General features: G+C 45.3%; 22 protein-coding genes. 13 read left to right on the top strand and 9 right to left on the bottom strand.

Annotated features, from left to right (window positions below; genetic code table 11):
• Positions 1 to 10: 10 nt before the first annotated feature.
• A complete protein-coding gene (locus tag EIP89_RS07495; RefSeq protein ID WP_160160559.1) occupies positions 11 to 1,009 on the top strand; it encodes an SRPBCC family protein in 999 nt (332 codons plus the stop codon).
• 10 nt (positions 1,010 to 1,019) lie between these two features.
• Here EIP89_RS07495 and EIP89_RS07490 read toward each other — a convergent pair whose 3' ends face one another.
• The 3 genes from EIP89_RS07490 to fsa all read right to left on the bottom strand — a co-directional run bounded on the left by EIP89_RS07490 (position 1,020) and on the right by fsa (position 4,607).
• Positions 1,020 to 1,562 carry a 3'-5' exonuclease gene (locus EIP89_RS07490; RefSeq protein WP_218019347.1) on the bottom strand — a complete coding sequence of 181 codons (543 nt, stop codon included), beginning with the start codon at positions 1,560 to 1,562 and terminating at the stop codon, positions 1,020 to 1,022.
• Between the two features lie 89 nt (positions 1,563 to 1,651).
• Complete coding sequence (locus EIP89_RS07485; RefSeq protein WP_124398053.1) at positions 1,652 to 3,556, bottom strand: DUF294 nucleotidyltransferase-like domain-containing protein; 1,905 nt, start codon at positions 3,554 to 3,556, stop codon at positions 1,652 to 1,654.
• 394 nt (positions 3,557 to 3,950) lie between these two features.
• Positions 3,951 to 4,607 (bottom strand): fructose-6-phosphate aldolase, encoded by a 657-nt coding sequence (gene fsa / locus EIP89_RS07480; protein WP_124398052.1) that lies wholly within the window; start codon positions 4,605 to 4,607, stop codon positions 3,951 to 3,953.
• A 126-nt stretch (positions 4,608 to 4,733) separates the two neighbouring features.
• Between fsa and EIP89_RS07475 the strand changes: the two genes are divergently transcribed.
• The gene (locus tag EIP89_RS07475) at positions 4,734 to 5,036 is read left to right on the top strand and encodes a rhodanese-like domain-containing protein (RefSeq protein WP_124398051.1); all 303 of its coding nucleotides are present in this window, start codon (positions 4,734 to 4,736) and stop codon (positions 5,034 to 5,036) included.
• A 109-nt stretch (positions 5,037 to 5,145) separates the two neighbouring features.
• Here the strand turns inward: EIP89_RS07475 and EIP89_RS07470 are convergent, their stop codons facing one another.
• A complete protein-coding gene (locus EIP89_RS07470; protein WP_160160557.1) occupies positions 5,146 to 5,586 on the bottom strand; it encodes a GNAT family N-acetyltransferase in 441 nt (146 codons plus the stop codon).
• A 4-nt stretch (positions 5,587 to 5,590) separates the two neighbouring features.
• On the opposite strand from EIP89_RS07470, the gene dtd reads away from it, so the two are divergent.
• Positions 5,591 to 6,043 (top strand): D-aminoacyl-tRNA deacylase, encoded by a 453-nt coding sequence (gene dtd / locus EIP89_RS07465; RefSeq protein ID WP_124398049.1) that lies wholly within the window; start codon positions 5,591 to 5,593, stop codon positions 6,041 to 6,043.
• Here dtd and cdaA read toward each other — a convergent pair whose 3' ends face one another.
• From cdaA to dgt, 4 genes are all read right to left on the bottom strand, one after another.
• Positions 6,044 to 6,817: a diadenylate cyclase CdaA gene (gene cdaA, locus EIP89_RS07460; protein ID WP_124398048.1), complete on the bottom strand. Its 774-nt coding sequence runs from the start codon at positions 6,815 to 6,817 to the stop codon at positions 6,044 to 6,046.
• Between the two features lie 2 nt (positions 6,818 to 6,819).
• On the bottom strand, positions 6,820 to 7,686 hold the full coding sequence (gene folP / locus EIP89_RS07455; protein WP_124398047.1) for a dihydropteroate synthase: 867 nt from the start codon (positions 7,684 to 7,686) through the stop codon (positions 6,820 to 6,822).
• A 94-nt stretch (positions 7,687 to 7,780) separates the two neighbouring features.
• Entirely contained in the window at positions 7,781 to 7,981 is a 201-nt protein-coding gene (locus EIP89_RS07450; RefSeq protein ID WP_124398046.1) for a zinc ribbon domain-containing protein, read from the bottom strand.
• Between the two features lie 49 nt (positions 7,982 to 8,030).
• Positions 8,031 to 9,407, bottom strand: a complete 1,377-nt coding sequence (dgt, locus tag EIP89_RS07445) for a dGTP triphosphohydrolase (protein ID WP_124398045.1) — start codon at positions 9,405 to 9,407, stop codon at positions 8,031 to 8,033.
• A 106-nt stretch (positions 9,408 to 9,513) separates the two neighbouring features.
• Here dgt and EIP89_RS07440 point away from each other — a divergent pair, with 106 nt between their 5' ends.
• Both EIP89_RS07440 and radC read left to right on the top strand, forming a co-directional pair.
• The gene (locus EIP89_RS07440) at positions 9,514 to 10,572 is read left to right on the top strand and encodes an NADH:flavin oxidoreductase (RefSeq protein ID WP_124398044.1); all 1,059 of its coding nucleotides are present in this window, start codon (positions 9,514 to 9,516) and stop codon (positions 10,570 to 10,572) included.
• The gene (gene radC, locus EIP89_RS07435; RefSeq protein WP_124398043.1) at positions 10,562 to 11,254 is read left to right on the top strand and encodes a RadC family protein; all 693 of its coding nucleotides are present in this window, start codon (positions 10,562 to 10,564) and stop codon (positions 11,252 to 11,254) included. Before EIP89_RS07440 ends, radC begins: the two co-directional genes overlap by 11 nt.
• Positions 11,255 to 11,556: 302 nt before the next feature.
• On the opposite strand, the gene EIP89_RS07430 is transcribed toward radC, so the two are convergent.
• Positions 11,557 to 13,338, bottom strand: coding sequence for an ABC transporter ATP-binding protein (locus EIP89_RS07430; protein ID WP_124398042.1), 1,782 nt, complete (start codon positions 13,336 to 13,338; stop codon positions 11,557 to 11,559).
• Positions 13,339 to 13,460: 122 nt separating this feature from the next.
• Here EIP89_RS07430 and EIP89_RS07425 point away from each other — a divergent pair, with 122 nt between their 5' ends.
• From EIP89_RS07425 to EIP89_RS11555, 8 genes are all read left to right on the top strand, one after another.
• Positions 13,461 to 14,540: a Glu/Leu/Phe/Val dehydrogenase dimerization domain-containing protein gene (locus EIP89_RS07425; protein ID WP_124398041.1), complete on the top strand. Its 1,080-nt coding sequence runs from the start codon at positions 13,461 to 13,463 to the stop codon at positions 14,538 to 14,540.
• A gap of 2 nt (positions 14,541 to 14,542) precedes the next feature.
• Positions 14,543 to 15,475, top strand: coding sequence for a transcription antitermination protein NusB (locus tag EIP89_RS07420; protein ID WP_124398040.1), 933 nt, complete (start codon positions 14,543 to 14,545; stop codon positions 15,473 to 15,475).
• A gap of 30 nt (positions 15,476 to 15,505) precedes the next feature.
• Positions 15,506 to 15,961, top strand: coding sequence for a DUF1573 domain-containing protein (locus EIP89_RS07415; RefSeq protein ID WP_124398039.1), 456 nt, complete (start codon positions 15,506 to 15,508; stop codon positions 15,959 to 15,961).
• A gap of 12 nt (positions 15,962 to 15,973) precedes the next feature.
• Positions 15,974 to 16,342, top strand: coding sequence for a preprotein translocase subunit YajC (gene yajC / locus EIP89_RS07410; protein WP_124398038.1), 369 nt, complete (start codon positions 15,974 to 15,976; stop codon positions 16,340 to 16,342).
• 215 nt (positions 16,343 to 16,557) lie between these two features.
• Positions 16,558 to 18,354, top strand: coding sequence for a translation elongation factor 4 (gene lepA / locus EIP89_RS07405; RefSeq protein WP_124398092.1), 1,797 nt, complete (start codon positions 16,558 to 16,560; stop codon positions 18,352 to 18,354).
• Between the two features lie 484 nt (positions 18,355 to 18,838).
• Entirely contained in the window at positions 18,839 to 19,249 is a 411-nt protein-coding gene (locus EIP89_RS07400) for a CBS domain-containing protein (RefSeq protein ID WP_124398037.1), read from the top strand.
• Between the two features lie 118 nt (positions 19,250 to 19,367).
• Positions 19,368 to 22,658, top strand: coding sequence for a T9SS type A sorting domain-containing protein (locus EIP89_RS07395; protein ID WP_124398036.1), 3,291 nt, complete (start codon positions 19,368 to 19,370; stop codon positions 22,656 to 22,658).
• A 2-nt stretch (positions 22,659 to 22,660) separates the two neighbouring features.
• On the top strand, positions 22,661 to 22,819 hold the full coding sequence (locus tag EIP89_RS11555; RefSeq protein ID WP_170157622.1) for a PID-CTERM protein-sorting domain-containing protein: 159 nt from the start codon (positions 22,661 to 22,663) through the stop codon (positions 22,817 to 22,819).
• The last annotated feature ends 146 nt before the right edge of the window (positions 22,820 to 22,965 follow it).

Genomic DNA, 22,965 nt, shown 5'->3' with positions numbered 1-22,965 from the left:
ATTACTTACAGTGAAAATCGCACGCTTTGTTCTTTATTTCATCATACTGACAATTGTAGTGATTTATGGCGTTTCCTTCGCCGTAAAGTCTGAATATACCGTAGAACGCGCGGTAGAGATCAATGCCGATTATGAAACTGTATTTCCGCTCATATCGAATTTGAAAGAAATGCGCAAATGGTCGCCCTGGCACAAGCGCGACCCAAAGCTGGTAGAATCGTTTGAAGGTACAGATGGTGCACCGGGTAGCTTGCACCGTTGGAAGGGCAATGACCAGGTAGGCGAAGGCGAACAAGAAATCCTTAGCATTCGCCCTGATCGGGTGGACATTGAAGTGCGATTTAAACAACCTTTTGAAACAAAAAATCGCTCGTGGCTGGCTATTGATACCCGATTTGAAAATGTAGTGGCTGTAACCTGGGGCTTCTCCGGAAAAATTCCCCGTCCCTTTAACCTGATGCTGCTCTTTTCAAATTTTGAAGAAGCCATTGGTAAAGATTACGATGAGGGATTAGTTCAGCTAAAACAACTTGCCGAACAGCATTTTGCCGAAAAAAATCCCTACAGAAACATATATCTGCAAGACGTCAGTTTTCAACCCCGATATTTTGTTTATAAACCGATCAATACATCCTTTGAAAACATTTTAGAAGATGCCTTGAAAATTAGTGGAGATATTGAAAAAAAACTCAACGATAAAGGCATACAACCTTTTGGAAATTTGGTGATTTACATAGCTTCACAATCTGAAAATTCCCTCGAGGCTCACGTTGGTTTTCCGTTGGAACAAAAAGCTTCTTTTCAGGGATTGAATAATTCCGTTTTACCGGAGGGCGATTACCACTTTTTGCCTGTCCAGATAGGAGAATACACCACGGCAGATATTCAAAAAATCATGGCCAATAAGCTTGGCAAGCAAGAAGCAAGCAGAGCCATCATCGACCTGCTCGAATATGCCCAAATTCGTGAAACTGGCAAAGGACTTATCGGAGTTTTTGTCTTGAAATAACCCTATTTCATCACGGTATCATCACAGGCATAAGCATTTTTTTGCTCTGATACAATTTTAAAAGCTTAAGAAAGAGAATAGCTGTGGCCAGTGCGTCGCCAGCTGCTGTATGAGCATCTTCAAGTTGCACGTCAAAACGCTTGCAGAGCGCATCAAGTGAATACTTTTTCGCAATCAATTCGCTAAGGTGTGTTGAGCCCGTATCTGCCTTGATGGCAAGGAGTTGTGTATCAATCAATCCTTTAGGTAAAAAATCGATGGCGTAGGCCTGGCAGCGCGCATGTAGCATTTCGTAATCAAAAGAAATGTGATGCCCCACCAGCCATTGATTTCTGATTAGGTCTGAAATTTCTCTAAGAGCATCGGGCTCTGAGAGATTCCCTTCAGATCGCAATACGCCGTGTACTTGAGCAGCTTCCTTACTGTAGGCAGGTGTGTGTATTTTATAATTTTTCGCTTCGCTAATGCTGATTTTATTACTGTTTATCGAAATGAGTGCTGCCTCTACAATGTAATCTCTGCGCGCGTTTAAGCCGGTTGTTTCTAAATCCAAACACCAAAAAAATTCCGCCTGAAACTCAGCAGGATCAATAGTCAACCTCTTGAGATGTAGGTTAAAAAGTTTTGAGAGTACTTTCAATATCACTGTACAAAGTGGGTTTGAAATCTGGTTTCAGCGATCGATTTGAGCTCTTGCAAAGGCATCAAGGCTTTTTTAAGAATTTGCCGTTCGAGAGGCGATAGGAAATCTTTGGGAAGCCAGCGCCCTCCCCTGCCATTAGCAAGGGCATTTTTCACGCGTATTTTCGTTAGCCATTGATACGCTTTGGCGGCATCTCGCAATAAATCGGTGTAGTGAGGCTCAAGGGTTGCAACGGATTGATAGCGCGATACTGTATCGGTCACTCCCCAAATTTTGTGATAAATGGCAAAGAGTCTTGCACAATCGGCATAAGGTGCTAAAGCTTTGGCTTTTAAGTCAAACATTCCTTTATGCTCTCCTGAGTCTTCTACTGCGAGCGACTTAAAAAAATTAAATGCCGGCGGAGATGCCAATGCATTGGCTGCCAAATATGTCAGAAATTTTTTATTTGTATCAATTTCAGATGAAATGTACCGGGCAAGGTCGCTGGCTAAGGTATCGTTGCCAAACACAGGTCTAAAGTCAAAGAAGATGGTGGTGTGCATCACAGCTTTGGGATCGGGCTCATGGATCCAGTGTGAAAAGGTTTTTTTCCATTCTTCTACTGTAAGACACCATTTCGGATTTGAAGCCATTACCTCGGCCGGGCATTTTTCATAGCCGCATTCGGCCAGGTAGGTATTCACCTGGTTAGCTAGTTTCAAGAAGAGCTTTCTAAAGTGATCACTTCCTGTAAAAATAAGGGCGTTGTCTTGATCGGTGCGAATAATTTGCTCCTGTCGTCCATAGCTGCCAAGCGCAAGCCAGCACCAGTTGTCGGAGAGCGGATATTCCAAATCTTCGCGCAAATCGTTTATAGCCAAAGAAATAGCTCGTTGTACTGTAAGATCATTGACGCGGTTGGCTAGGATGGTAATTTTCTCGATGGGCAAATCGTTGTTGAGCAAATTGCTGATGCGCTTTTCAGCTTCTTGGCGAGTAGCGGCTAAAGCAGCGATTTCTTGAGCCGTTTTGAGTTTTTTAAGCACTGAAAGCATTTGTGCACTGTTGCGTCGCAAGAGGTCGTGTTCTGAAAGCACAGCCATCACTGAGGTCTGGTCAGTACCGTCGGCAGTCAGCACTAAATGTCGAATGCCGTGTTCTGCCATTTTTATATAAGCATCAGACCAAAGGAGTTTGTTTGAGATGGTGATGACCGGACTCGACATTACATCAGAAGCCTTAAGCGCAGTGGGATCAAACTTTTTAGCCACTATCCTCCGGATGTCTTTATCCGTTACAATGCCTTTGGGGCGTTGATTCTCATCGATGATTACCACACTGCCCACATTGTTATCGATCATGAGCTGAGCTATGGACGGCAGCAAGTCGTCTGAACGGCTCACTACCGGAGTGCGATGATTCTTGAGTATTTCATCCAAGGTGCTGCCTTCGTCAGCAGCGTCGGTATTGCCTTTGTGCAGATTATCCCAATGATGATTTTGAGGGATGGTTCCGCTTGCCAAACCTGAAGCAAAAAAAGAGGAGAATCTCGCATTGGAATTCAATAAATGGCGAAAAAATATCAAATCTAGCGTCAGTACGAGGCTTTCTTTCGCCGTTTCGGCAGTGAGCACGTAGGGATTCCCACTAAAAGCCGCCCGTATGCCAAAGGTATCGCCTGGCTCAGCCGAGTCAAAGACCTCCTGACTGTTTGGCCATTTTAGGTGCACCAAGCCTTTAAATACCACAAATACATGTGGCTGTATGGGGTCACCTGCTTTAAAAATAACATCTCCATCAGAATAATGAATCAGGGAAGAGGATTTACAAAGTTTTTCTAAATCTTCTTCAGTAAGCTTGTCGTATGGAGGATGTTTTTTGAGAAACTGAAAAATGCGCTCAGCAATGGGGTTTGTGCTCATGTGTTTATTCGGGGGGTTACTTCAATCAAAAAAAGTATAGTCTCTCAAAAATATGAATGAAAGAGGTCAATTTGAACAGGTATTTGTGGGTAAAAAGTCAATTCTTATTGTTGGTCAAATAGCTGCATTTCTCAAATCAATTATGTAAAAAACTTCCATCCAATTTTCGATCTTCAATTATAACCTCCAGAAGAAGTTTTTACTAGTTTAGTGTATGTATTTTAAATTCTATAAAACTTTGTCAATCAACTCTTTAAAAGCCAATTTTTTTAAAATAAAAAAACCGGATGTTCTTTTAGGCATCTGTGCTCGCAAACATCCGGTTTTAAGAAATTTAATCTTACTAAATAGGGTTGTAAAAAAAAGAAAAAAAGAAGGTATGCCTTACCTTCGTTTATTGTTGTGATTTTTGAAAGTCTTCTAAAAACTTTTTTAATCCAATATCTGTCAGCGGATGATTGAAAAGACCCATGATGGAGCTAAGCGGACCCGTCATCACATCGGCACCTGCTTCAGCACACTTGATGATGTGCAGCGTATGCCGAACAGATGCTGCCAGAATGAGTGTCTCATACCCGTAGTTGTCGTAAATCATTCGTATCTGATGGATGAGTTCCATTCCATCGTAAGACACATCGTCGAGACGGCCTATGAACGGCGATACGTAAGTGGCACCAGCTTTGGCTGCAAGCAAGGCCTGTCCGGCAGAGAATACAAGGGTACAGTTGGTTTTTAATCCCTTTTCTGAAAAATACTTGATGGCGCGAACCCCGTCGGGAATCATCGGAACCTTAATTACGATGTTAGGGTCAATTTCAGCCAAAGACTCTCCTTCGCGCACAATGCCTTCGAAATCGGTAGAAATGACCTCAGCACTTACCGGGCCATTCACAATTTCGCAAATCTTTTTGTAGTGATTGCGAATGTTTGCTTCACCTTTTATACCTTCTTTGGCCATCAGGCTGGGATTGGTAGTTACTCCATCGAGAATGCCAAGGGATTGAGCTTGTTTGATTTGATCAATGTTAGCAGTGTCTATAAAAAATTTCATATGCCTATTTTAGAAGCCAAAGGTATTGAAAAGGTGGTATTTTTACGGTAGCGAATTGCAAGGTAGTAACTTCTGTCACGTATTGGCCTGCAGCGCTGCATGGAATTTTGCTAAAAATTTTTGCTCATGGGATTTTTTGATTTAATTTTCAGAAAAAAGGTTGATTTTAAAGCTCTTAAAGAAAAAGGCGCCATCATCATCGACGTTCGCACCCCGGCTGAATACGCCTCTGGCCACATTAAGGGCTCTCGCAATATACCCCTCGACCAAATCTCAAAATACGTAAACGAACTGAAAATAGCCCGCAAGCCCGTAATTACCTGCTGCCGCAGTGGTGCGCGCAGTGGTGCAGCTGCTAACATCTTAAAAGCCAATGGCATTGAAGCATACAACGGCGGCCCCTGGGATTCATTGAAGGCTAAGATTTAATCTTTGCTCCCTCCAATTCGGCACAAGGTTTTGTTTTTTAGTTGTTTTTAAAAAAAGCCGGAACTGATACAATGAGTTCCAGCTTTTTCATTTGATGATGAAACACTACTCAATCTTTCACCATATCGACGTGTAAAATTCCGCAATCGTCGTAGGCGTCAGTAATGCTTCTGAAGCCAAAGCTCTCGTAAAAAGTCTTCAGGTAGAGTTGGGCTTGGATTTTAATAGGCTGCTTCCCAAAGGTGCTTTCTAAAATTTCTAAGGATTCGGAAAATAACGTACGGCCAAAGCCCTGGCCGCGATGAGGCTTCCGCACGCACACCCGACCGATGCTGGCAAGTGGATAGACCGTATAACGCGGTAAAATGCGGCTGTAAGCAATTAATTCGCCCTCTTGCCAATAGGTGTAATGCAGTGCCTTCAGGTCGTGGCCGTCGGTATCGTTGTATACCGATTGTTGTTCGACCACAAAAATTTCGTTTCGTATCCTGAGTATTTCGTACAATTTTGCGGCTGATAGTTCTGAAAATCGATACACTTCTTTAATCATCAACATGCGAATTGTGATTCAACGCGTAAGCCGCGCGAAAGTAACGGTAAACGGACAAGTTACGGGACAGATCGAAAGGGGTGTTTTGGTATTGCTTGGCGTTACGCACGACGATGGGCCTACTGATGCCGACTGGCTAGCCTCGAAGCTCGTTCAGCTGCGGATATTCAACGATAGCCAGGGGAAGATGAACCTATCGCTGGCCGATGTAGAAGGTGATGTACTAGTAGTGAGTCAATTTACCTTACATGCCTCTACCAAAAAAGGCAACCGACCGAGCTACACAGCCGCGGCTCCACCCGCACTGGCCAACGAACTGTATGAATACTTTGTAAAAAAGGTAGAAGAATTACACGGTAAAAAAGTGCATACGGGCATATTTGGAGCCATGATGGAAGTAGAACTGGTAAACGATGGCCCGGTGACGATTTTGATGGATTCAAAAAACCGGGAATAATCAAAAGAGGAAATATTTATGTAACTCTTTGCTAAGCTCTGGCTTAGAGAGGTCGCAGCGGTACTGTCCATCGTGGCAGACCATGATTTGGCCAGTTTCTTCAGACAGGGCAATAACGATGGCGTCAGTACGCTCCGATATTCCGATAGCGGCTCTATGGCGAAGGCCAAAGTTTGCAGGCAATCGCGGATTTTCACTCACGGGCAAGATGACTCGCGCAGCGGTGATTTTGTTTTTTTCGATGATCACCGCCCCGTCGTGCAGGGGCGAAGTTTTTTGGAAAATGCATTCGATGAGCAAGGCGCTGAGATGCGCATCGATACTGATACCCGTTTGGATGTAAGGCGACAACACGTTTTTTCGACCAATTACAATCAAAGCACCGTTGCGCTGGCGCTGAAGGCGCTCACATGCCAGTAAGATTTGATCGTAATCCATCATTTCGTGAATATCTTCAGACTTCTTAGCCAATATCTTTCGAAGCCAGCGAAAATTGATGCGACTGCCCGGGGTGCCAAGTACAAGGAGAAATCGACGTATTTCCGTCTGAAAGATGATAACCAATGCTAAAAAACCAATATCGATGAAGCGGCTCATGATTTCGGTGAGGAGGGTGAGATTGAGCCAGTGCACCACCTTCCATATCAGATAGATGACAAATATGCCTATGAGTATGCTCTGAGAGGAGGTACCTCGTATCAATCGATAAATCTGATAAATCAGCAGCGATACGAGCAGTATGTCGAGAATCTGAACCCAGGTGATTGCCCCCATATTCAGGCTTCGGTGTATTTGATGAGTTCGTAAAGCTTAATCGTCTGCACGGCTTCTTTCACATCGTGTACACGTAGCAAATGCGCCCCACCCATCAATGCCGCCATGTGAAGAGCTGTAGTGCCATTGAGAGCATCGTCAGGAGAAATTCCCAAAGCTTTATGAATCATTGATTTGCGACTTATGCCCACCATTACAGGCATAGCAAAGTCTTGGAAAATGTGTAAATTTTTGAGAATTAAGAAATTGTGTTCAAGTTTTTTACCGAAACCAAAGCCCGGATCGAGTATGATATCGTTGATGCCGGTATCGCGCACTTTTTTGATCCGTTCGCTAAAGTAGTGGTAGATTTCGCCAATAAGGTCTTGATATTGAGGATCGTCTTGCATGGTTTTGGGCACGCCCTTGAGGTGCGAGAGCACATAGGGAACCTGATATTCAGCCACTATTTTGAAAATCTGCGGATCGAGCGTACCGCCACTGATATCGTTGATCATTTGGGCGCCAGCATCTAGAGCTCTTCGGGCGATTTCTGAGCGATAAGTGTCAACACTGATCACTGTATCTGGAAAAGCCTTGCGCAAAGCTGGTATGATAGCATGGATGCGCTCCCATTCGGTTTCGATGGTCGGAGGTTCACTGCCCGGACGAGTACTGCAGCCGCCGAGGTCGAGAAACTCTGCACCTTCAGCCACCATCTTCTCAGCCAATGCGAGGGCCTCATCGACGCCGGCCACGCGACTTACGGAGTGAAAACTGTCGGGGGTGGCATTGAGTATGCCCATCACTTTCGGCCGATCGAAGACGATGAGTTTACCTTCAACATTGATGCTCGGAGGAATTTCGTTGATGATGTTGTACCTTTTCATTTGGGCAGGTTTTGCGTATGCGCAAATTACATCCATTTAAAAATTATGGTGAAATGATAAAAATTTATTTTGAGGTTGAAAATTTCGCATCTTCTCAAAGATCGTCAATCGTTGTGGCCGAAAAAGTCCTAACCCTTACATGGCCGGTTGCAGTGTACACTATCCTAAAACGCAGGCGAATGGGTCGGCAGCACACTTCGCAATCTTCTTCGTAATCGTACCAACCCTGAACCGGCTCGATTAACGTCGAAATAGGCGCATCGCAATACGGGCAGTGATAAAAATATTCTTCCATGTAGTGGACGTTTGAAAGGTAACAAAAGCGTCACAGCTGCTGTTTGAACTCAATGCAAGCCATATCCGGGCATAGAAATACCGCGAAGGTTCCGATACAACTCAAGAGCGTACAAATCAGTCATGCCCGAGACGAAGTCGAGCACTTTCATTACCTTTTGATAGGCGGTGTCAGCGTATTCGGGTTTGTATTGAATGGGCAAAAGCTGAAGCAATTTTTCCTCTGCTGCGTTGGGCTCTGACGCGAGCACGGCAGGAACGAAATCTTCGAGCAATCCGCGAAGTACGCGGTAGCCAGCGAGTTCAATTTTCACTACAGAATCGTGGTTGTAAATATTTTGTATGGACAATTCGCTAATCTCTTTTAAAATGTCTGATACCTCTGTCGGCACTTTTTTGGCCAAAGGCCTAGGATTATTAAAAATTTCGCCTGATCGAACATAGTGGGTAAATACTTCGGCACAGTGCTTTACAAGGGCATTAATGCTTTTTGCGCGCAAGTAAGCCAACTGTTCGTTAGGGTCAGAGCGGAGGGTTTGAAGAATTTTTTCCGTTTTACTCGCGTTGTAATCTGGATCGGTTTTAACCAGGGCCAAGAGGTACTCAGCAGCATAGTCGTGTGGCAAAATTTTTAATCGAGCTGCATCTTCCCAATCCATTATGGCATAGCAGATGTCGTCGGCAGCCTCTACCAGATACACAAAGGGATGCCGAGCATACACCAAAGGTTCCCTTGATTCGAACCTCATGTGAGTCGCATTCGCGACTTCTTCAAACAAGTTAACTTCGCTCTGAAAGAAGTTGTATTTCTTTCGATAGGCAGTGGTTTTGTCTATTGCTACAGATTCACAAGGATATTTGATCATAGCGGCCAAGGTGGTCATGGTAATGCCAAGGCCCTGTTGTATTCGGTAAGGCTTGCGCTGAGCCACGATGCGGAAAGCATTGGCATTGCCCTCGAAGTTGATCAAGTCAGCCCACTCTTTATCAGAAAAATGGTTTTTTAAATCCTGATTCTGAAGAAAATACTGGCTAATGGCCTTTTCACCGGAATGGCCAAAGGCAGGGTTGCCGATGTCGTGCGCCAGACAAGCAGAGGCAATGACGGAAGGCAAGCTGAAGCGGTAGAATTCTTGTGAGGAGTGATCAGATGCATCTATGCAATGTTGGGCGATGTAATGGCCCGCATAGCGCGCCAAGCTGCGACCAACACTGGCCACCTCGAGCGAATGGGTGAGGCGATTGTGCACAAAAATGTGGCCGGGCAGCGGAAATACCTGTGTTTTGTTTTGCAGCCTTCGAAAAGCCGATGAAAATATAATGCGATCGTAATCGCGCTCGTATTCGGTGCGAAGGGTTGAGGTATTTTCTTCGTCGCCCAGCCTGCGGCCGGTGAAGATTTTAGACCAATCCGGTGAAGTGGACATAGAAATAAAACGCTATTTTGCAGCAAATAAACGCAATACTGCCTTGAAACCACTTTTTACGGAACCTATTCTTTACCCTGCTTCGAAAAAAAAAGCTCCAAACCGAATGGTGTTAGCACCAATGACCAATCAACAAAGCCATGCCGACGGCACAGCTTCAGAAGAAGAAATTCGATTCCTTAGCATGCGCGCACAGGGAGGATTTGGCACAGTAGTGACCTGTGCGATGTACGTACAGCAAGACGGCAAGGCATGGCAGGGTCAAATGGGCATCTCTGAAGATGCGCACATTGCGGGCTTGCGAAAGCTGACCGAAGCCATCAGAGCGCATGGTTCTCTTTCGATTGCTCAACTGTTTCACGCTGGTTCGCGTGCCGATGCTTCCTTAAACGGCGGGCGTGTTTGGAGCGCCTCAGACATATTCCATCCAGCTAAAGGGCATCAGATAGCTGTAGAGGGCTGTGAAGAAGACATTCAAGGGGTCATTCAAGCCTTCGAGCGTGCTGCGATACGAGCAGCAGAGGCCGGATTTGACGGCGTGGAAATTCACGCTGCACATGGCTACTTAATTCACCAATTTCTCAGCGCTACCACCAATCGACGCACTGACCAATGGGGTGGAGATGCAGAAAAGAGAAGGCGCTTTTTAAAAGAGATTTTAAACGCTGTTCAGAAACATCTGAAAGGGCAACTGGTGGTAGGTGTGCGCATCTCGCCTGAAGATTTTTCCTTTTTCTCGGGTATAGACTTCGACGAAAGTCTGGAAACAGCTCAACAACTCTTCACCTTGGAGGTTGACTATGTCGATATCTCGCTATGGGATGCTCTGAAACGACCCAACAAATACCCCGAGGGCCCGCCGGCCATTAGCTACTTCAGCCAATTGAGAGGCTCCTCGCCCACCCTACTGCGCACCGCTGGCAACATTTGGACGCATGAACAGGGCGATCAACTCTTTTCGCTTGGCACTGACTTGCTTGCTGTTGGACGAGCAGCCATAGCACATCACGACCTGCCTAAGCGATGGGCAAGTAATTTGGCTCTCCACTACCCGCCTTATTCAGCTGAGCATTTAATGAGAGAAGGACTGAGTATGCCCTTTGTGCGCTACATGAAGCGCTGGCCTAACTTTGTAAAAGAGGAAATCGCACTCAATGAGCAATAGAAGCATAAAACAACTAGCTAAAGACGACCGACCGCGTGAAAAACTCGAACTGAAAGGTCGGGAAGCCCTCTCAGATGCAGAGCTGCTCGCAATACTTCTCGGCTCGGGTACCAGAGAGCTCAATGCCGTGGAGCTGGCACGCCAAGTGCTGGACAAGTGCGACAAAAACTTGCTTCGACTGGCGCGCATGAGCCTCGATGAGCTCAAATCGATCAAAGGCATAGGCAAGGCAAAAGCTATCACCATACTTGCCGCTCTGGAACTAGGCCGACGGACGCGCGACACACGCAGCAGTAATGAAGAAATCATCGATCGAATTGACAAAGCGTATGTATATCTGAACCGCTACTTGGCCGACTTGGAAGTGGAGCGATTTTACGCGCTCTATTTGTCAAACAGGCTGGCTGTTTTGCGTTGTGAACTCATTGGATCAGGAGGTGTAACCGCCACAATGGTAGATCCGATTGTGGTGTTTAAAAAAGCTTTGGAGTGCAGCGCAACGCGCGTGATTGTGGCTCATAATCACCCATCAGGCAACTTGAAACCTTCGGAAGCCGATCGAGCGCTTACTAAGCGCCTGGAAGAAGGCGGAAAGCTTCTGGGCATTCAGCTGATAGATCATTACATTTTTGGGCACAACGAGTGTTACAGCATCCTGAGGGATGAATTTTTCAGACCCTGATAGACAAAAGTGCCGACATATTTAAAATTCTGAGTATTGCAGTAGGCGATTCAAAGCTTTTTTTTAAATAACTTGTTTAGCTTTAGAGGTAAACCGAAAGCCCACAAAGAGTTTTTACATGTGGCCCTAGTCCACAGCTTCGTGAGGGATAAAAGCGGATGGCACCTTACGAAAACAACCATTGCTGCCTTATCTGGGTTAACCTGACCCAGACGAAGATGCTTTTAGAATCATGTCTTGACAAACCCAAACGACTGAACACAACAAAAGGAGTAAAGGGCACGCCGGAAGAGAAAAAAGAATTATTCCAAATCGACAGGCTGGGCAGCTGACTGTACCTGCTGCTGATACATATGAGCATAATAACCACCTGCATCAATGAGCTGCTGATGGGTGCCCTGCTCAACGACACGACCGTGATCGAGTACAATGATCTTGTCTGCATCTTTTATAGAAGAGATTCGGTGAGAGATGATGAGTGTAGTAGCCTGAGCAGTGAGCTGGCGAATGTTGCGCAATATGCGGTCTTCGGTTTCAGTATCTACAGCTGACAAGCAGTCGTCGAGTATGTACATCATTGGCCTTCGAGCTATGGCTCGGGCAAGAGCTGTCCGCTGTTTTTGACCGCCGGAAAGGGTGATGCCCCGCTCACCCACGCGCGTCTGATAGCCCTGTGGGAAGTCGCGAATGTTGGCGTCGAGATCGGCTATTTCAGCAGATGAATAAATAACTTGATCTTTGGGATGGTCAAGCCCAAAGGCAATGTTGTTGTAAATGGTGTCCGAAAACAGATAGCCGTCTTGGGGCACAACGCCGAGGTTTTTTCGATAGTCTTCAAGGTTAATGGTGCGCAGGTCGTGGCCATCGATAAGGATTCGGCCATTGGTGGGGTCATACTGTCTGAGCATAAGGGCGGCAACGGTCGATTTACCCGAGCCTGTTTTACCTACAAGACCCACCGTAGTGCCGGGCTCAATGGTAAAGCTTACGTTGTCGAGTGCTTTAACCCCACTGTCAGGATAGACCATTGTGACGTTTTGAAATTCGATTTTTCCCTTGAATTCGAAGGGTTTTTCAGTGGGGTTTACTATTTCGGGCTCGGTGTGTAAAAATTCGTTAATGCGCATCTGTGAAGCTTCAGCGCGCTGTATTATGGAGGTGACCCAACCGATCGAGGTAACTGGCCAAGTAAGCATATTGAGGTAAAGGATAAACTCGGCAATATTTCCCGTAGTAAGGCGGCCGGCTAATGTTTCCATACCGCCTACATACACTGTAAGGAGTGTGCTCAGGCCGATGAGAAACATCACCAACGGCATAAACATCGCATTGACCTTGTAGAGCTTTTCGTTTACACGGCTGTACTCATCAGATGCCTCAGCAAACAAGTGGGCGAAGAAATTTTCCTTAGAAAATGCCTTGATGACGCGAATGCCTGAAAAAGTTTCTTGAGCCAACGTGCTTAAGTCTGAGAGTTTGCGCTGCACCACCTCGCTTCGTACATTGATGAGCTGGCTTACATGGTAAATTACATACGAGAGTACAGGAAGGGGCAGAAGCACGTAGAGCGTGAGCTTGGCGCTGATGCTGAACATGATGGGAATCACAATAGCCAAAGTCACCAGCACGTTAATGCCATACATCACCGCTGGACCGATATACATACGCACACGACTGACGTCTTCAGAGATGCGGTTCATAAGGTCGCCAGTCGAATTCTTGCGATAAAACGCCAGATGCAACTTCTGATAGTGTTGGTAGATTTCATTCTTAAGGTCGTATTCGATCCGGCGGCTGGCCACGATGATGGTTTGACGCATAAAGAAGGTAAAAGCCCCTTTTAAAATAGATGAGCCAATGATGACTATCGCATACCAAAGCAGCGTGTTTGATAGCAAATGGTAGTCGACCGCAGCTCCAGAGCGATATAAGTGGATTACTTTTTCCACTTCGTTGAAGCTCAGTCGAATGTACTGTGCCGGATAAATGCCAAAGACTACTGAGATGGCAACAAACAGAGTGCCTGTAAGGAAGTGCCATTTATAGCGAAGGATGTATTTATTGAGGTATGAAAGGTTTTTCATGAATTGCTAAGACCAAGAAATTTGATGAACTGCTCACAAACATTGTACTTTAGCCGCCGATATGCCTTGGCTATATGCAAAGGTATCACAAGGGTTCTTAAACGATTATTATTAAAGTCAAGATGCAAGAAAAAGTTCATCACCTTGTTTTCAATCATCCCTCCTTTGACAACCACGAGCAAGTAGTTTTTTGCCATGATCCGGATACTGGATTAAAAGCCATCATCGGAATTCACTCAACTGTACTGGGGCCGGCGCTCGGCGGTACGCGTATGTGGCCTTATGAAGATGAATCCATAGCTCTTTGGGACGTACTTCGCCTGTCGAGAGGTATGTCGTTTAAGGCTTCGCTGGCAGGCCTCAATTTGGGCGGTGGCAAGGCTGTAATCATTGCCGACAGCCGCACAGACAAGACGCCTGAGATGATGCGCGCCTTCGGCCGGTATGTAAACAGCCTGTCAGGCCGATACATCACTGCTGAAGATGTGGGTATCAAGGAAGCTGACATTCGCTACGTGAAAGAGGTAACCGACTACGTAACCGGCATTCCGCTAGAAATGGGTGGCAGTGGCGACCCCAGTCCGGTAACAGCTTACGGGGTGTTTGTCGGTATTAAGGCCGCTGCAAAACACCGTTGGGGAAGCGAAAATCTTGCCGGCCGAAAGGTGCTGGTGCAGGGCGTTGGCAACGTGGGTATCACGCTGGTAGAACACCTAACGAATGCTGGAGCGGAAGTATGGGTACAAGACGTGTATGCCGATCGCGTAGAGGAAGCCGTAGCTAAATACAGAGCAAAGCCCTTCAACGGTCACTTTGCTGAAGCTGAGGTAGATATCTATGCACCCTGTGCCCTTGGAGCTACCCTCAACGACGAAACAATTCCAGCCCTCCGTTGTGCCATTGTAGCAGGTGCAGCCAACAATCAGCTGGCTGATGAAAACCGCCATGCCAAGATGATCGAAGAACGCGGCATACTCTACTGCCCTGATTTTCTGATCAACGCTGGAGGTCTGATCAATGTGTACTCCGAAATAGCCAAATACGATCGCCAGGAGGCGCTGCGCCGTACGGAAAACATTTACAACACTTTGCTCGAAGTAATCTCCATCGCTGAGCAGCAACATATCACCACTCATCAAGCTGCGTACGTGAAAGCTCAAGAACGCATTCAAAACCATAAGAAGTCACTCGTTCACTCCTAACTATGCTCACACGTCGTCAGATACGGATTAAAACTTTCCAAGCCCTTTTTGCACACCATCACGCCCCGATCGATATTCAGGTAGGATTATCGAACTTGTTTAAAAGTTTCGAGGCCATTTATGACCTTTTTCTATTCGAAGTAAAAGGACTATTGGAACTTCGAAATACCAACCTCGAAATCATTGAACGTCGGAAGCAAAAGGTAAAACCTACCTACGAAGACCTGCATCCTAACCTTCGCTTTGTAAACAATAAAATTTTCTTACATTTAGTAGAAAATAAAGCATTACAGCTGCTCTTTGAAAAACGCAAAATTCAATGGGGCGACGATCGCGAATTGATTCAACGAATTTATCAAAACTTGATCAAAGCTGAGGAATTTCAGCAGTACATGAATGGCACCTCTTCCATGAACGATTTTGAATTCATTGTTTGGGTATACAGTACGGCCTTCGCAAACAACGAATTGGTTCATCAGCTCTACGAAGACAAAAACATTCACTGGTCTGAAGAGCTTGAACCTGCCCAAATGCTCGTTTATCAAACTCTACAAAACATTTGGGACGACAAACAAAACATTCTTCCAGAGCTCTTCAAGGACGAATCAGACCGTGAAATGGCAAAAAATCTTTATCAGAAAACCATTGAAAATGACGCCTATTTCGAGAGTCTGATCATAAAGAAAATAGCCAATTGGGAGCCTGAAAGAGTAAATGTTTCTGACATGATTTTGATGAAAATGGCTCTGTGTGAGTTTATGTATTTTGAAGAAATTCCTGTGAAAGTCACCATCAACGAATATCTCGACTTGGCAAAGCTTTATTCCACCCCAAAGAGCCGCATTTTCATCAACGGAATCATTGACAAAATTGCCCAAGAATTGGCAGAACAAAACCTTTTAATTAAAACCGGCAGAGGTTTGTTACAAGAATGAAAAATTTCCCAAACTAAATACCAGAAAGCTATGAAGTATATCCGCATTTTCTTTCTCTTGTCATTGGCTATCAGCACAGCCATCTCTTGCGATAGCGCTAGCAGCAAAATCAAGAAATCGGGCACTGTAACGACAGATGTCGTCACTGCTGACGATCAGCCGGTTTTCCAGTTTGAGTCAGAAGAGCACGACTTTGGCATCATCGAAGAAGGAACCGTCGTGACTCATGAATTTGTCTTTACCAACGCAGGCAAAGCACCCCTTGTAATCACAAGCGCGCAAGGCAGCTGCGGATGCACCGTGCCTGAATACCCACGCGACCCTGTAATGCCCGGAAAAAAAGGCGTAATCAAAGTCTCTTTTGATAGCAGCAATCGCGCAGGCCGTCAAGACAAAACGGTAACACTCATTGCCAACACAGTGCCCAACACCAAAATTCTCAAAATCACTTCTGAAGTAGTAAGCAAAAAACCACAAAATCAGTAAACCACCAACACAATGAACCACTTGCTTTTAACACTCTTTTTACAGGCTCAACCCTCACCTCTTGGCTCTTTTCTGCCTTTTCTGCTGCTCATAGTTGTGCTTTACTTTTTCATGATACGTCCGCAGGTGAAGCGCCAGAAAGAAGAAGCCAAATTTGCAGAATCGGTCGTAAAAGGCATGCGCATCGTAACAGCCGCTGGCATTCATGGTAAGGTGCAAGAGGTAGGTGACAACTACGTGATCATTGAAAGTGAAAACAGCCGCTTGAAAATTAACAAAAATGCCATTTCTAAAGAGCTAAGCCAGATTTACAACGACGTAAATGCATCAGTGCTTGGCTCTAAAAAAGAAGAGGCAGAAGACTCATCCAAAAAAAAGTAGCACCTCTTATACTTTACCAAAGCCCGAATGGTCTTCACAGAATCCATTCGGGCTTTTTTCATTCGTCTAAAAAGTCTTTACTTAAGCATAACTTCCATCGCACAGAACCAGGATAAACCTACTCTGTAAAATTTTGAACGAACCAGCAACTCCCAAATCAAGTTATACCTGCATAGCATCGTACTTTTGCCAAACTTTTATTGCACAGTAGGATAATGGAGCACATTCGAAACTTTTGCATCATCGCACACATCGACCACGGCAAGAGCACTCTGGCCGATCGGCTGCTCGATATGACCAATGCCATCAGTGAGCGCGAAAAAATGGATCAGGTACTCGACAACATGGACCTCGAGCGCGAACGCGGTATCACCATTAAAAGCCATGCCGTGCAGATGTACTACAAATTCGAAGGCAAAGAATACACCCTAAACCTCATCGATACCCCAGGCCATGTGGACTTCAGCTACGAAGTTTCTCGTGCTATTGCTGCCTGCGAAGGAGCTCTGCTCATCGTAGATGCCTCCCAGGGCATACAGGCTCAAACCATTAGTAATCTATACCTAGCCCTCGAGCACGATCTCGAAATCATTCCCGTGCTGAACAAAATTGATTTGCCCTCCGCCAATCCCGAAGAAGTAAGCGACCAGATCATCGATCTTATAGGCTGCAAAAGAGAAGACATCATCCCCGCCAGCGGCAAGACGGGGCAAGGCGTCGATAAAATCCTCGAAGCCATCGTCAAGCGCATCCCTGCGCCCAAAGGCGATCCCAATGCGCCTCTCCAAGCCTTGATCTTCGACTCCGTTTATAATCCCTATCGCGGTATAGAGGCGTACTTTAAGGTAGTAAATGGCACCATACGAAAAGGGCAGCGCGTCAAATTCATGGCCACCGACAAGGTGTATAATGCAGATGAAATCGGCATCTTACAACTCAAGCAATACCCCAAAGACGAAATATCAGCCGGCGACGTAGGGTACATCGTTTCCGGCATTAAAGATGCCCGCGAAGTCAAAGTCGGCGACACCATCACTTCGGCCGACAATCCCGCGGATGCCCCCATTGAAGGCTTTGAAGAAGTAAAGCCTATGGTCTTTGCGGGCGTTTATCCTGTAGAAATCGACCAGTACGAAGAGCTCCGTTCATCGCTCGAAAAGCTACGGCTCAACGACGCCTCCCTCACCTTCGAGCCCGAATCATCGGCAGCCCTCGGCTTTGGCTTCCGATGCGGCTTTCTCGGCATGCTCCACATGGAAATCGTCCAAGAGCGGCTCGACCGCGAGTTTAACATGGACGTAATCACCACCGTGCCAAACGTATCGTACATCGCCTACATGAAGAAGGACCCCACCGTACCGGTGAAGGTAAACAATCCCGCCGACTTCCCCGATCCGGTGAAACTCGACCGCATTGAAGAGCCCTACATCAAGGCTCAGATCATTTCCAAAAGCGAATACGTCGGTTCTATCATGAAGCTCTGTATCGACAAGCGTGGCATTCTAAAGAACCAGGTATACCTTACCTCTGATCGCGTCGAGCTCACCTTCGAAATGCCCCTAGCCGAGATCGTTTTCGACTTCTACGATCGGCTTAAGTCTATCTCGCGCGGTTACGCTTCATTCGACTACTACCCGATTGGCTATCGCGAGAGCGACCTCGTTAAAGTCGATATCCTCATCAACGGCGACCCTGTCGACGCCCTATCTGCCCTTGTTCACCGCTCCAATGCATACGACATTGGCCGAAAGATGTGTGAAAAACTCAAAGAACTCATTCCTCGCCAACAGTTTGTTATCGCCATACAAGCAGCTATAGGCTCCAAAATCATAGCCCGCGAAACCATCAGCGCCCTTCGCAAGGACGTTACCGCTAAGTGTTATGGCGGTGACATCACCCGAAAACGCAAACTGTTGGAAAAGCAGAAAGAAGGTAAAAAGCGCATGAAACAAATCGGCAGCGTCGAAATACCTCAAAAAGCTTTCTTGGCTGTTCTTAAGCTCAACGATTAACAAACAGGCCCGTTCTGCGGGCCATTTTTTATTTTTCTTTGTTTTTTTATTGGCGTACCCCCCAATTCCCTAGTTGCGCTCAGTCGTTCGGGTTTACCCACACTGATTCTAAAAGCATCTTCCTCTGGGTCGGGTTAATTCAGGCAAGCTAGTGATAGCTGACTTCGCTTGCAACTATCCGCTCATATTTGCCCCTATCCCACACGCAATTTTTTGCGCTGCTACACTCAATTACTCATAACCTCCGTTTAAGGAAAAATTGAATCGTGATTTTTCATAAAAAAATCACACTTCCCGAATAGAATTCAACACTGAAAGCTGAATTGTTATTCCTTTTAAAATCAAAAGTTTACCTCAAAGTTTTAGTTGAAGTGGTAGTCAGAGATTTAGTTTACTTTTAATTCAGAATTCCGAAACATTGACTCAAATCATAGTTCATACATCCCTTTTAAAAGAACATTTACTCTGTAAAATCTCCTCACGAATGAACCTAGACATCCCCATCACCGAAATAATGACTAAGCAGGTGCTCACCATCGATGTAAAAAAACACCCTGCCGACGCTGAAAAGCTGATGAAAAAGCACAAAATCAGACACGTGCCCGTGGTAAAAGCCGGTAAAATTGTCGGAATGCTCAGCCTTACTGACCTTCTGCGCATCAGCTTTGCCGATGCCGTTACCGAAGATGACTTCAGCCCCGAGGTGTACGACATGTTTACCATCGATCAACTGATGAACCGACACGTCAAAGCTTTGAGTCCTGCCGACACCGTGCGCACAGCCGCCGAACTTTTCGTAAACAATCCCATCCACGCCTTACCCGTGGTAAACGACGCCGGTGAACCCATTGGCATAGTCACCACTACCGACCTGATTAAATTGATGTTAGCCTGATTTATTACCCTATTTTCGCTAATTAATTAGAAAGTTTCAAAAAGTTTTTCAGGCACACACCACAAAAAAAATTTTCCTACGAGCCTATAGTGTACTTTTGACACTATAAATTTTTCTTATGAAAAAACTTTACTTATTTTTCTTATTTTGTATAAGCATTCTTTCGTATGGGCAAATTTTTGCCCCCGAAGGTTTAAATATGCCTGGAAACTGGAACTCCTGGAGTAATCCACCTACCAACCCTGCCATAGGCGGAGTTCAGGTAAGTGGCGGACGCATTCAAATCAAAACCGGCTTAGGAACAAACATTTACCAAACCATTTTTAGCGTAGCCTCTTCCGGTGGAGACCTTGTAGGAGGTAATTACACATGGTTGTTTACCAGCGGCCCCTTAGCAACACCTTATGCCAATAAATGGGCTAACGTAGCTGTGTCTATGAATACTGTACAGACCTATTCTTACAACTCTGGACCCGATAATACGGTAACTCTCACCAACGGAAAGTGGTACACCGTCAATTTCAGAAACATTGGATACGATAGCACACAAGCCATCTTTATGGAAACCAGCGGTGAGCCGCGTACCATCACTGCCGTTACCACCTCTCAACCGCTAACCAGCGTTTATCCCGGTGAACTTACCGTAACCATTACCCTCAGCGGCACTCCGGCATCCGACGAATACTTTTACCTGCGCTGGACGACTAACAACTTTGCATCCAGTAACATTACTCCCTTCACCATTACAGGTACTACTGGAACAGCTACCTTCAATGTGTTGCCCAATCAAAGCATTGCGTTCTACGTATTCAGTTCTTCCATTGGAACGATCACAGGCGGTGAGTCAAGCCTCTTTTACGACTTGCGCACAATACATTTCAATAACAACTCCGGCCCCAACTACACCTTTACCGTTCAACCGGCTTATCGCACCATTGCTACTGCAGGTATTCTACCCTACACCAATGCTTCTACATGGCGAGGAAATGTAATACCTCCCTCTGGTGCACGCATCCAGGTGGAAGACAGTGTAGAGCTTAATGCAAGTAGCCTACCTTCTCCATTGAATCTTGATTCCATTGAATTAATTGGTAATGGGAAAATTGATTTTTCCTTTTCTTCAGTAGAATTTGTAAATGATGCCGCCCTAGTTGGTATAGCTTCTAATTTTATAACCAATGGAACCAATTTTACTTTTACAGGAACAGGCAGACTTCCCGCTAACTTTTATATGAATGGAGAAATAACCATTAATGGAAATCTCATCTTGGATACCAACGTGACCATTGGTAATAGTCTGAAAATAAAATCAGGTGGTTTTGTGAGCGGATATGCACCCATCTACGCGTATGGTTCTTGGCTGCAATACCTCGCTCCAAGTTATTCTCCTGGTTTGGAATGGAGTCATTTAGGTACCGGTATCGTGGGTACTGACCCTGGATATCCATTTAACGTTATCGTTGGTAACGGAACAGACCCTACTACAGTCAATTTCACCAATCTCAATCGTGCTGTTGGCAATCAGCTGATTATAAACACTGCCTCTACATTCAATTTTACCAACACGACAGTGCCTTATGATTTTGTAATAAATGGTTCAGGCATTAATGTCCATGGAACCTTAAACATGAATAACAGTAATCGAAAAATAGTTTCAAAAGGTTTGCTCCAGATTTCTGGAGTTGTAAATCTATCGACAGTAATAGGTGGTGATATCGAATTTTTGGGAGTTGGAGGAGGAATTCATAAATCTGCGGGAGGGACGCTCAATACCAACAACCGCGCAATCTTTTTTACCAATAATACCTCCGGCACGCAGACTTTTCAAGGCAGTGATTTTACCCTTGACTACGTAATCATTGACAATGCCACCATAGGTGTACAATTCGGCACAGGAACAGAAAACATCACCATTCGAAAAAATGGATTTATCTCTACGGCCAACAATTCAAAAATAGTCGTACATGGCACCCTCACCTTAGAAGCAGACGCCACGGAATATGCCAAATTAGTAATATGCTCCAATTGTACACTAAGCGGCACAGGCACCATCACAAGACAAGCATTTTTCCCGGCCGGAGCAGCTAATACAAATCCTCTATCAAGCGACTTCAATGATGGTAAAAATGGCCGTTGGTTTAGCATTGGCTTTCCAATGCCTGGGGTTGCAATGAGTCAATTTGATGGAGGCAGTCCCGCGTTTTTCTCCGCAGCATCACCACTACCGATAGCACGCTGGAATCCCAATACCGGTGACTATGTATATCCGACAAGCATTACTACTGAGACATTTCTCCCTAATCAAGGTTATGTGATCTACATGGGCGAAAACCAACACGGTATCATCACTCGAAATTTGACTACCCAAAATCTGGTGAATATTAGCATGAGCCCGGCTAATCCATCGCCATCCATCAGTCTCGGTTATACCAATACCCCAACTTTTACCAATATAATCGGCTCTCATACTGATGGTTGGAATCTTATTGTAAATCCATATTTGGCTCCATTAAATCTTCAGACCACTTCAGTATCAAGTGCAGTCGGCACAGCCTACATCTACAATCCTACCACCGGAAATTTCACTACTTACAATTTTACAGACCCCACTCCCTTCACTATAGCGCCTATGCAGGCATTTTGGGTACGGGCGACTTCCACTGGTGGTAATGTGACTGTAGTACCAGCAAATCAGAGCACTAGTGTAAATCCGGCTCAGGCAAAGCCGCAGATCTCAATAGACCACGCATGGCTAAAGCTCAGCAGAGCAGATGGAAGCACTGATGAACTGCGCATCTACTTCCGCAGCGAGGCCACAGATGGATATGAAAATACCTATGACAGCGAAAAACTAAAAGGCGACCCTACACGCATTTCTTTCTACACCATCGCAGGTAATAAGCCCTTAGCTGTAGACAGCAGAAGTCTGATAACCGGCAGCAAGCAGATACCTCTGCACGTGTACTGCGGCAAGCCATCAGTGATGACCATAGAGCTTGAAGCCTTGGGATTACCAAATGGATATCATGCCTGGCTCGAAGACCACGTGACTAATCAATTTGTGAAAATCGAAGATGGTCCATACAGCTTCTATCAGCCTACTACGGGTAGTCATCACCGCTTTACACTACACCTTGCAGAAAACCTTATCGGAGTAGATGAAGGTGCTCTTAATAAAGCTTCGCAAATCTGGGCATCTGGAGAAACACTTCACATAGTAATGAGCCCAACTGCTGCTCGTGGAGAATTTTTCCTCGTCGATATGACAGGTAAACGGGTTTTCGAAAAGAAATTCACTGCTTCAGCCGGTCAGCACCTTACCTTTGACCTAAGTATGTTGCGCCAAGGAGTGTATGTGGTAAGAGCCAACATCGAAGGAACAGAAACAACCTTAAAATTTGTGCGATAGTCATGAAAAAAATACTTTTACTTGCAGTTTTATTGATTGGTATCGGTGTAATGGCTCAGCCAGGTATGCCCAACAATCCAACACCCATTGACGGGATAAGTGCCCTACTGATTGCTTCAGGTGCTGCTCTAGGAATATCAAAGTTCAGGAAAAATAAATAATCGAAATGTAAGTTATTCCAAAAAAAAAGAAGCTGTCCTAAAAGAGGGCAGCTTTTTTTTATCAGTTTTTAAATGGTATTTAATGTTACAAAAAATGAATTAGACTTAAAGCAGGTTTTTGGTAGTGATATTTCAAAAAATTGATT

This window comes from Thermaurantimonas aggregans (assembly GCF_003851885.1).
Classification (GTDB): domain Bacteria; phylum Bacteroidota; class Bacteroidia; order Flavobacteriales; family Schleiferiaceae; genus Thermaurantimonas; species Thermaurantimonas aggregans.
Note: the sequence above shows the minus strand (reverse complement) of the source record. Positions and strands in the feature narration are given on the sequence as shown.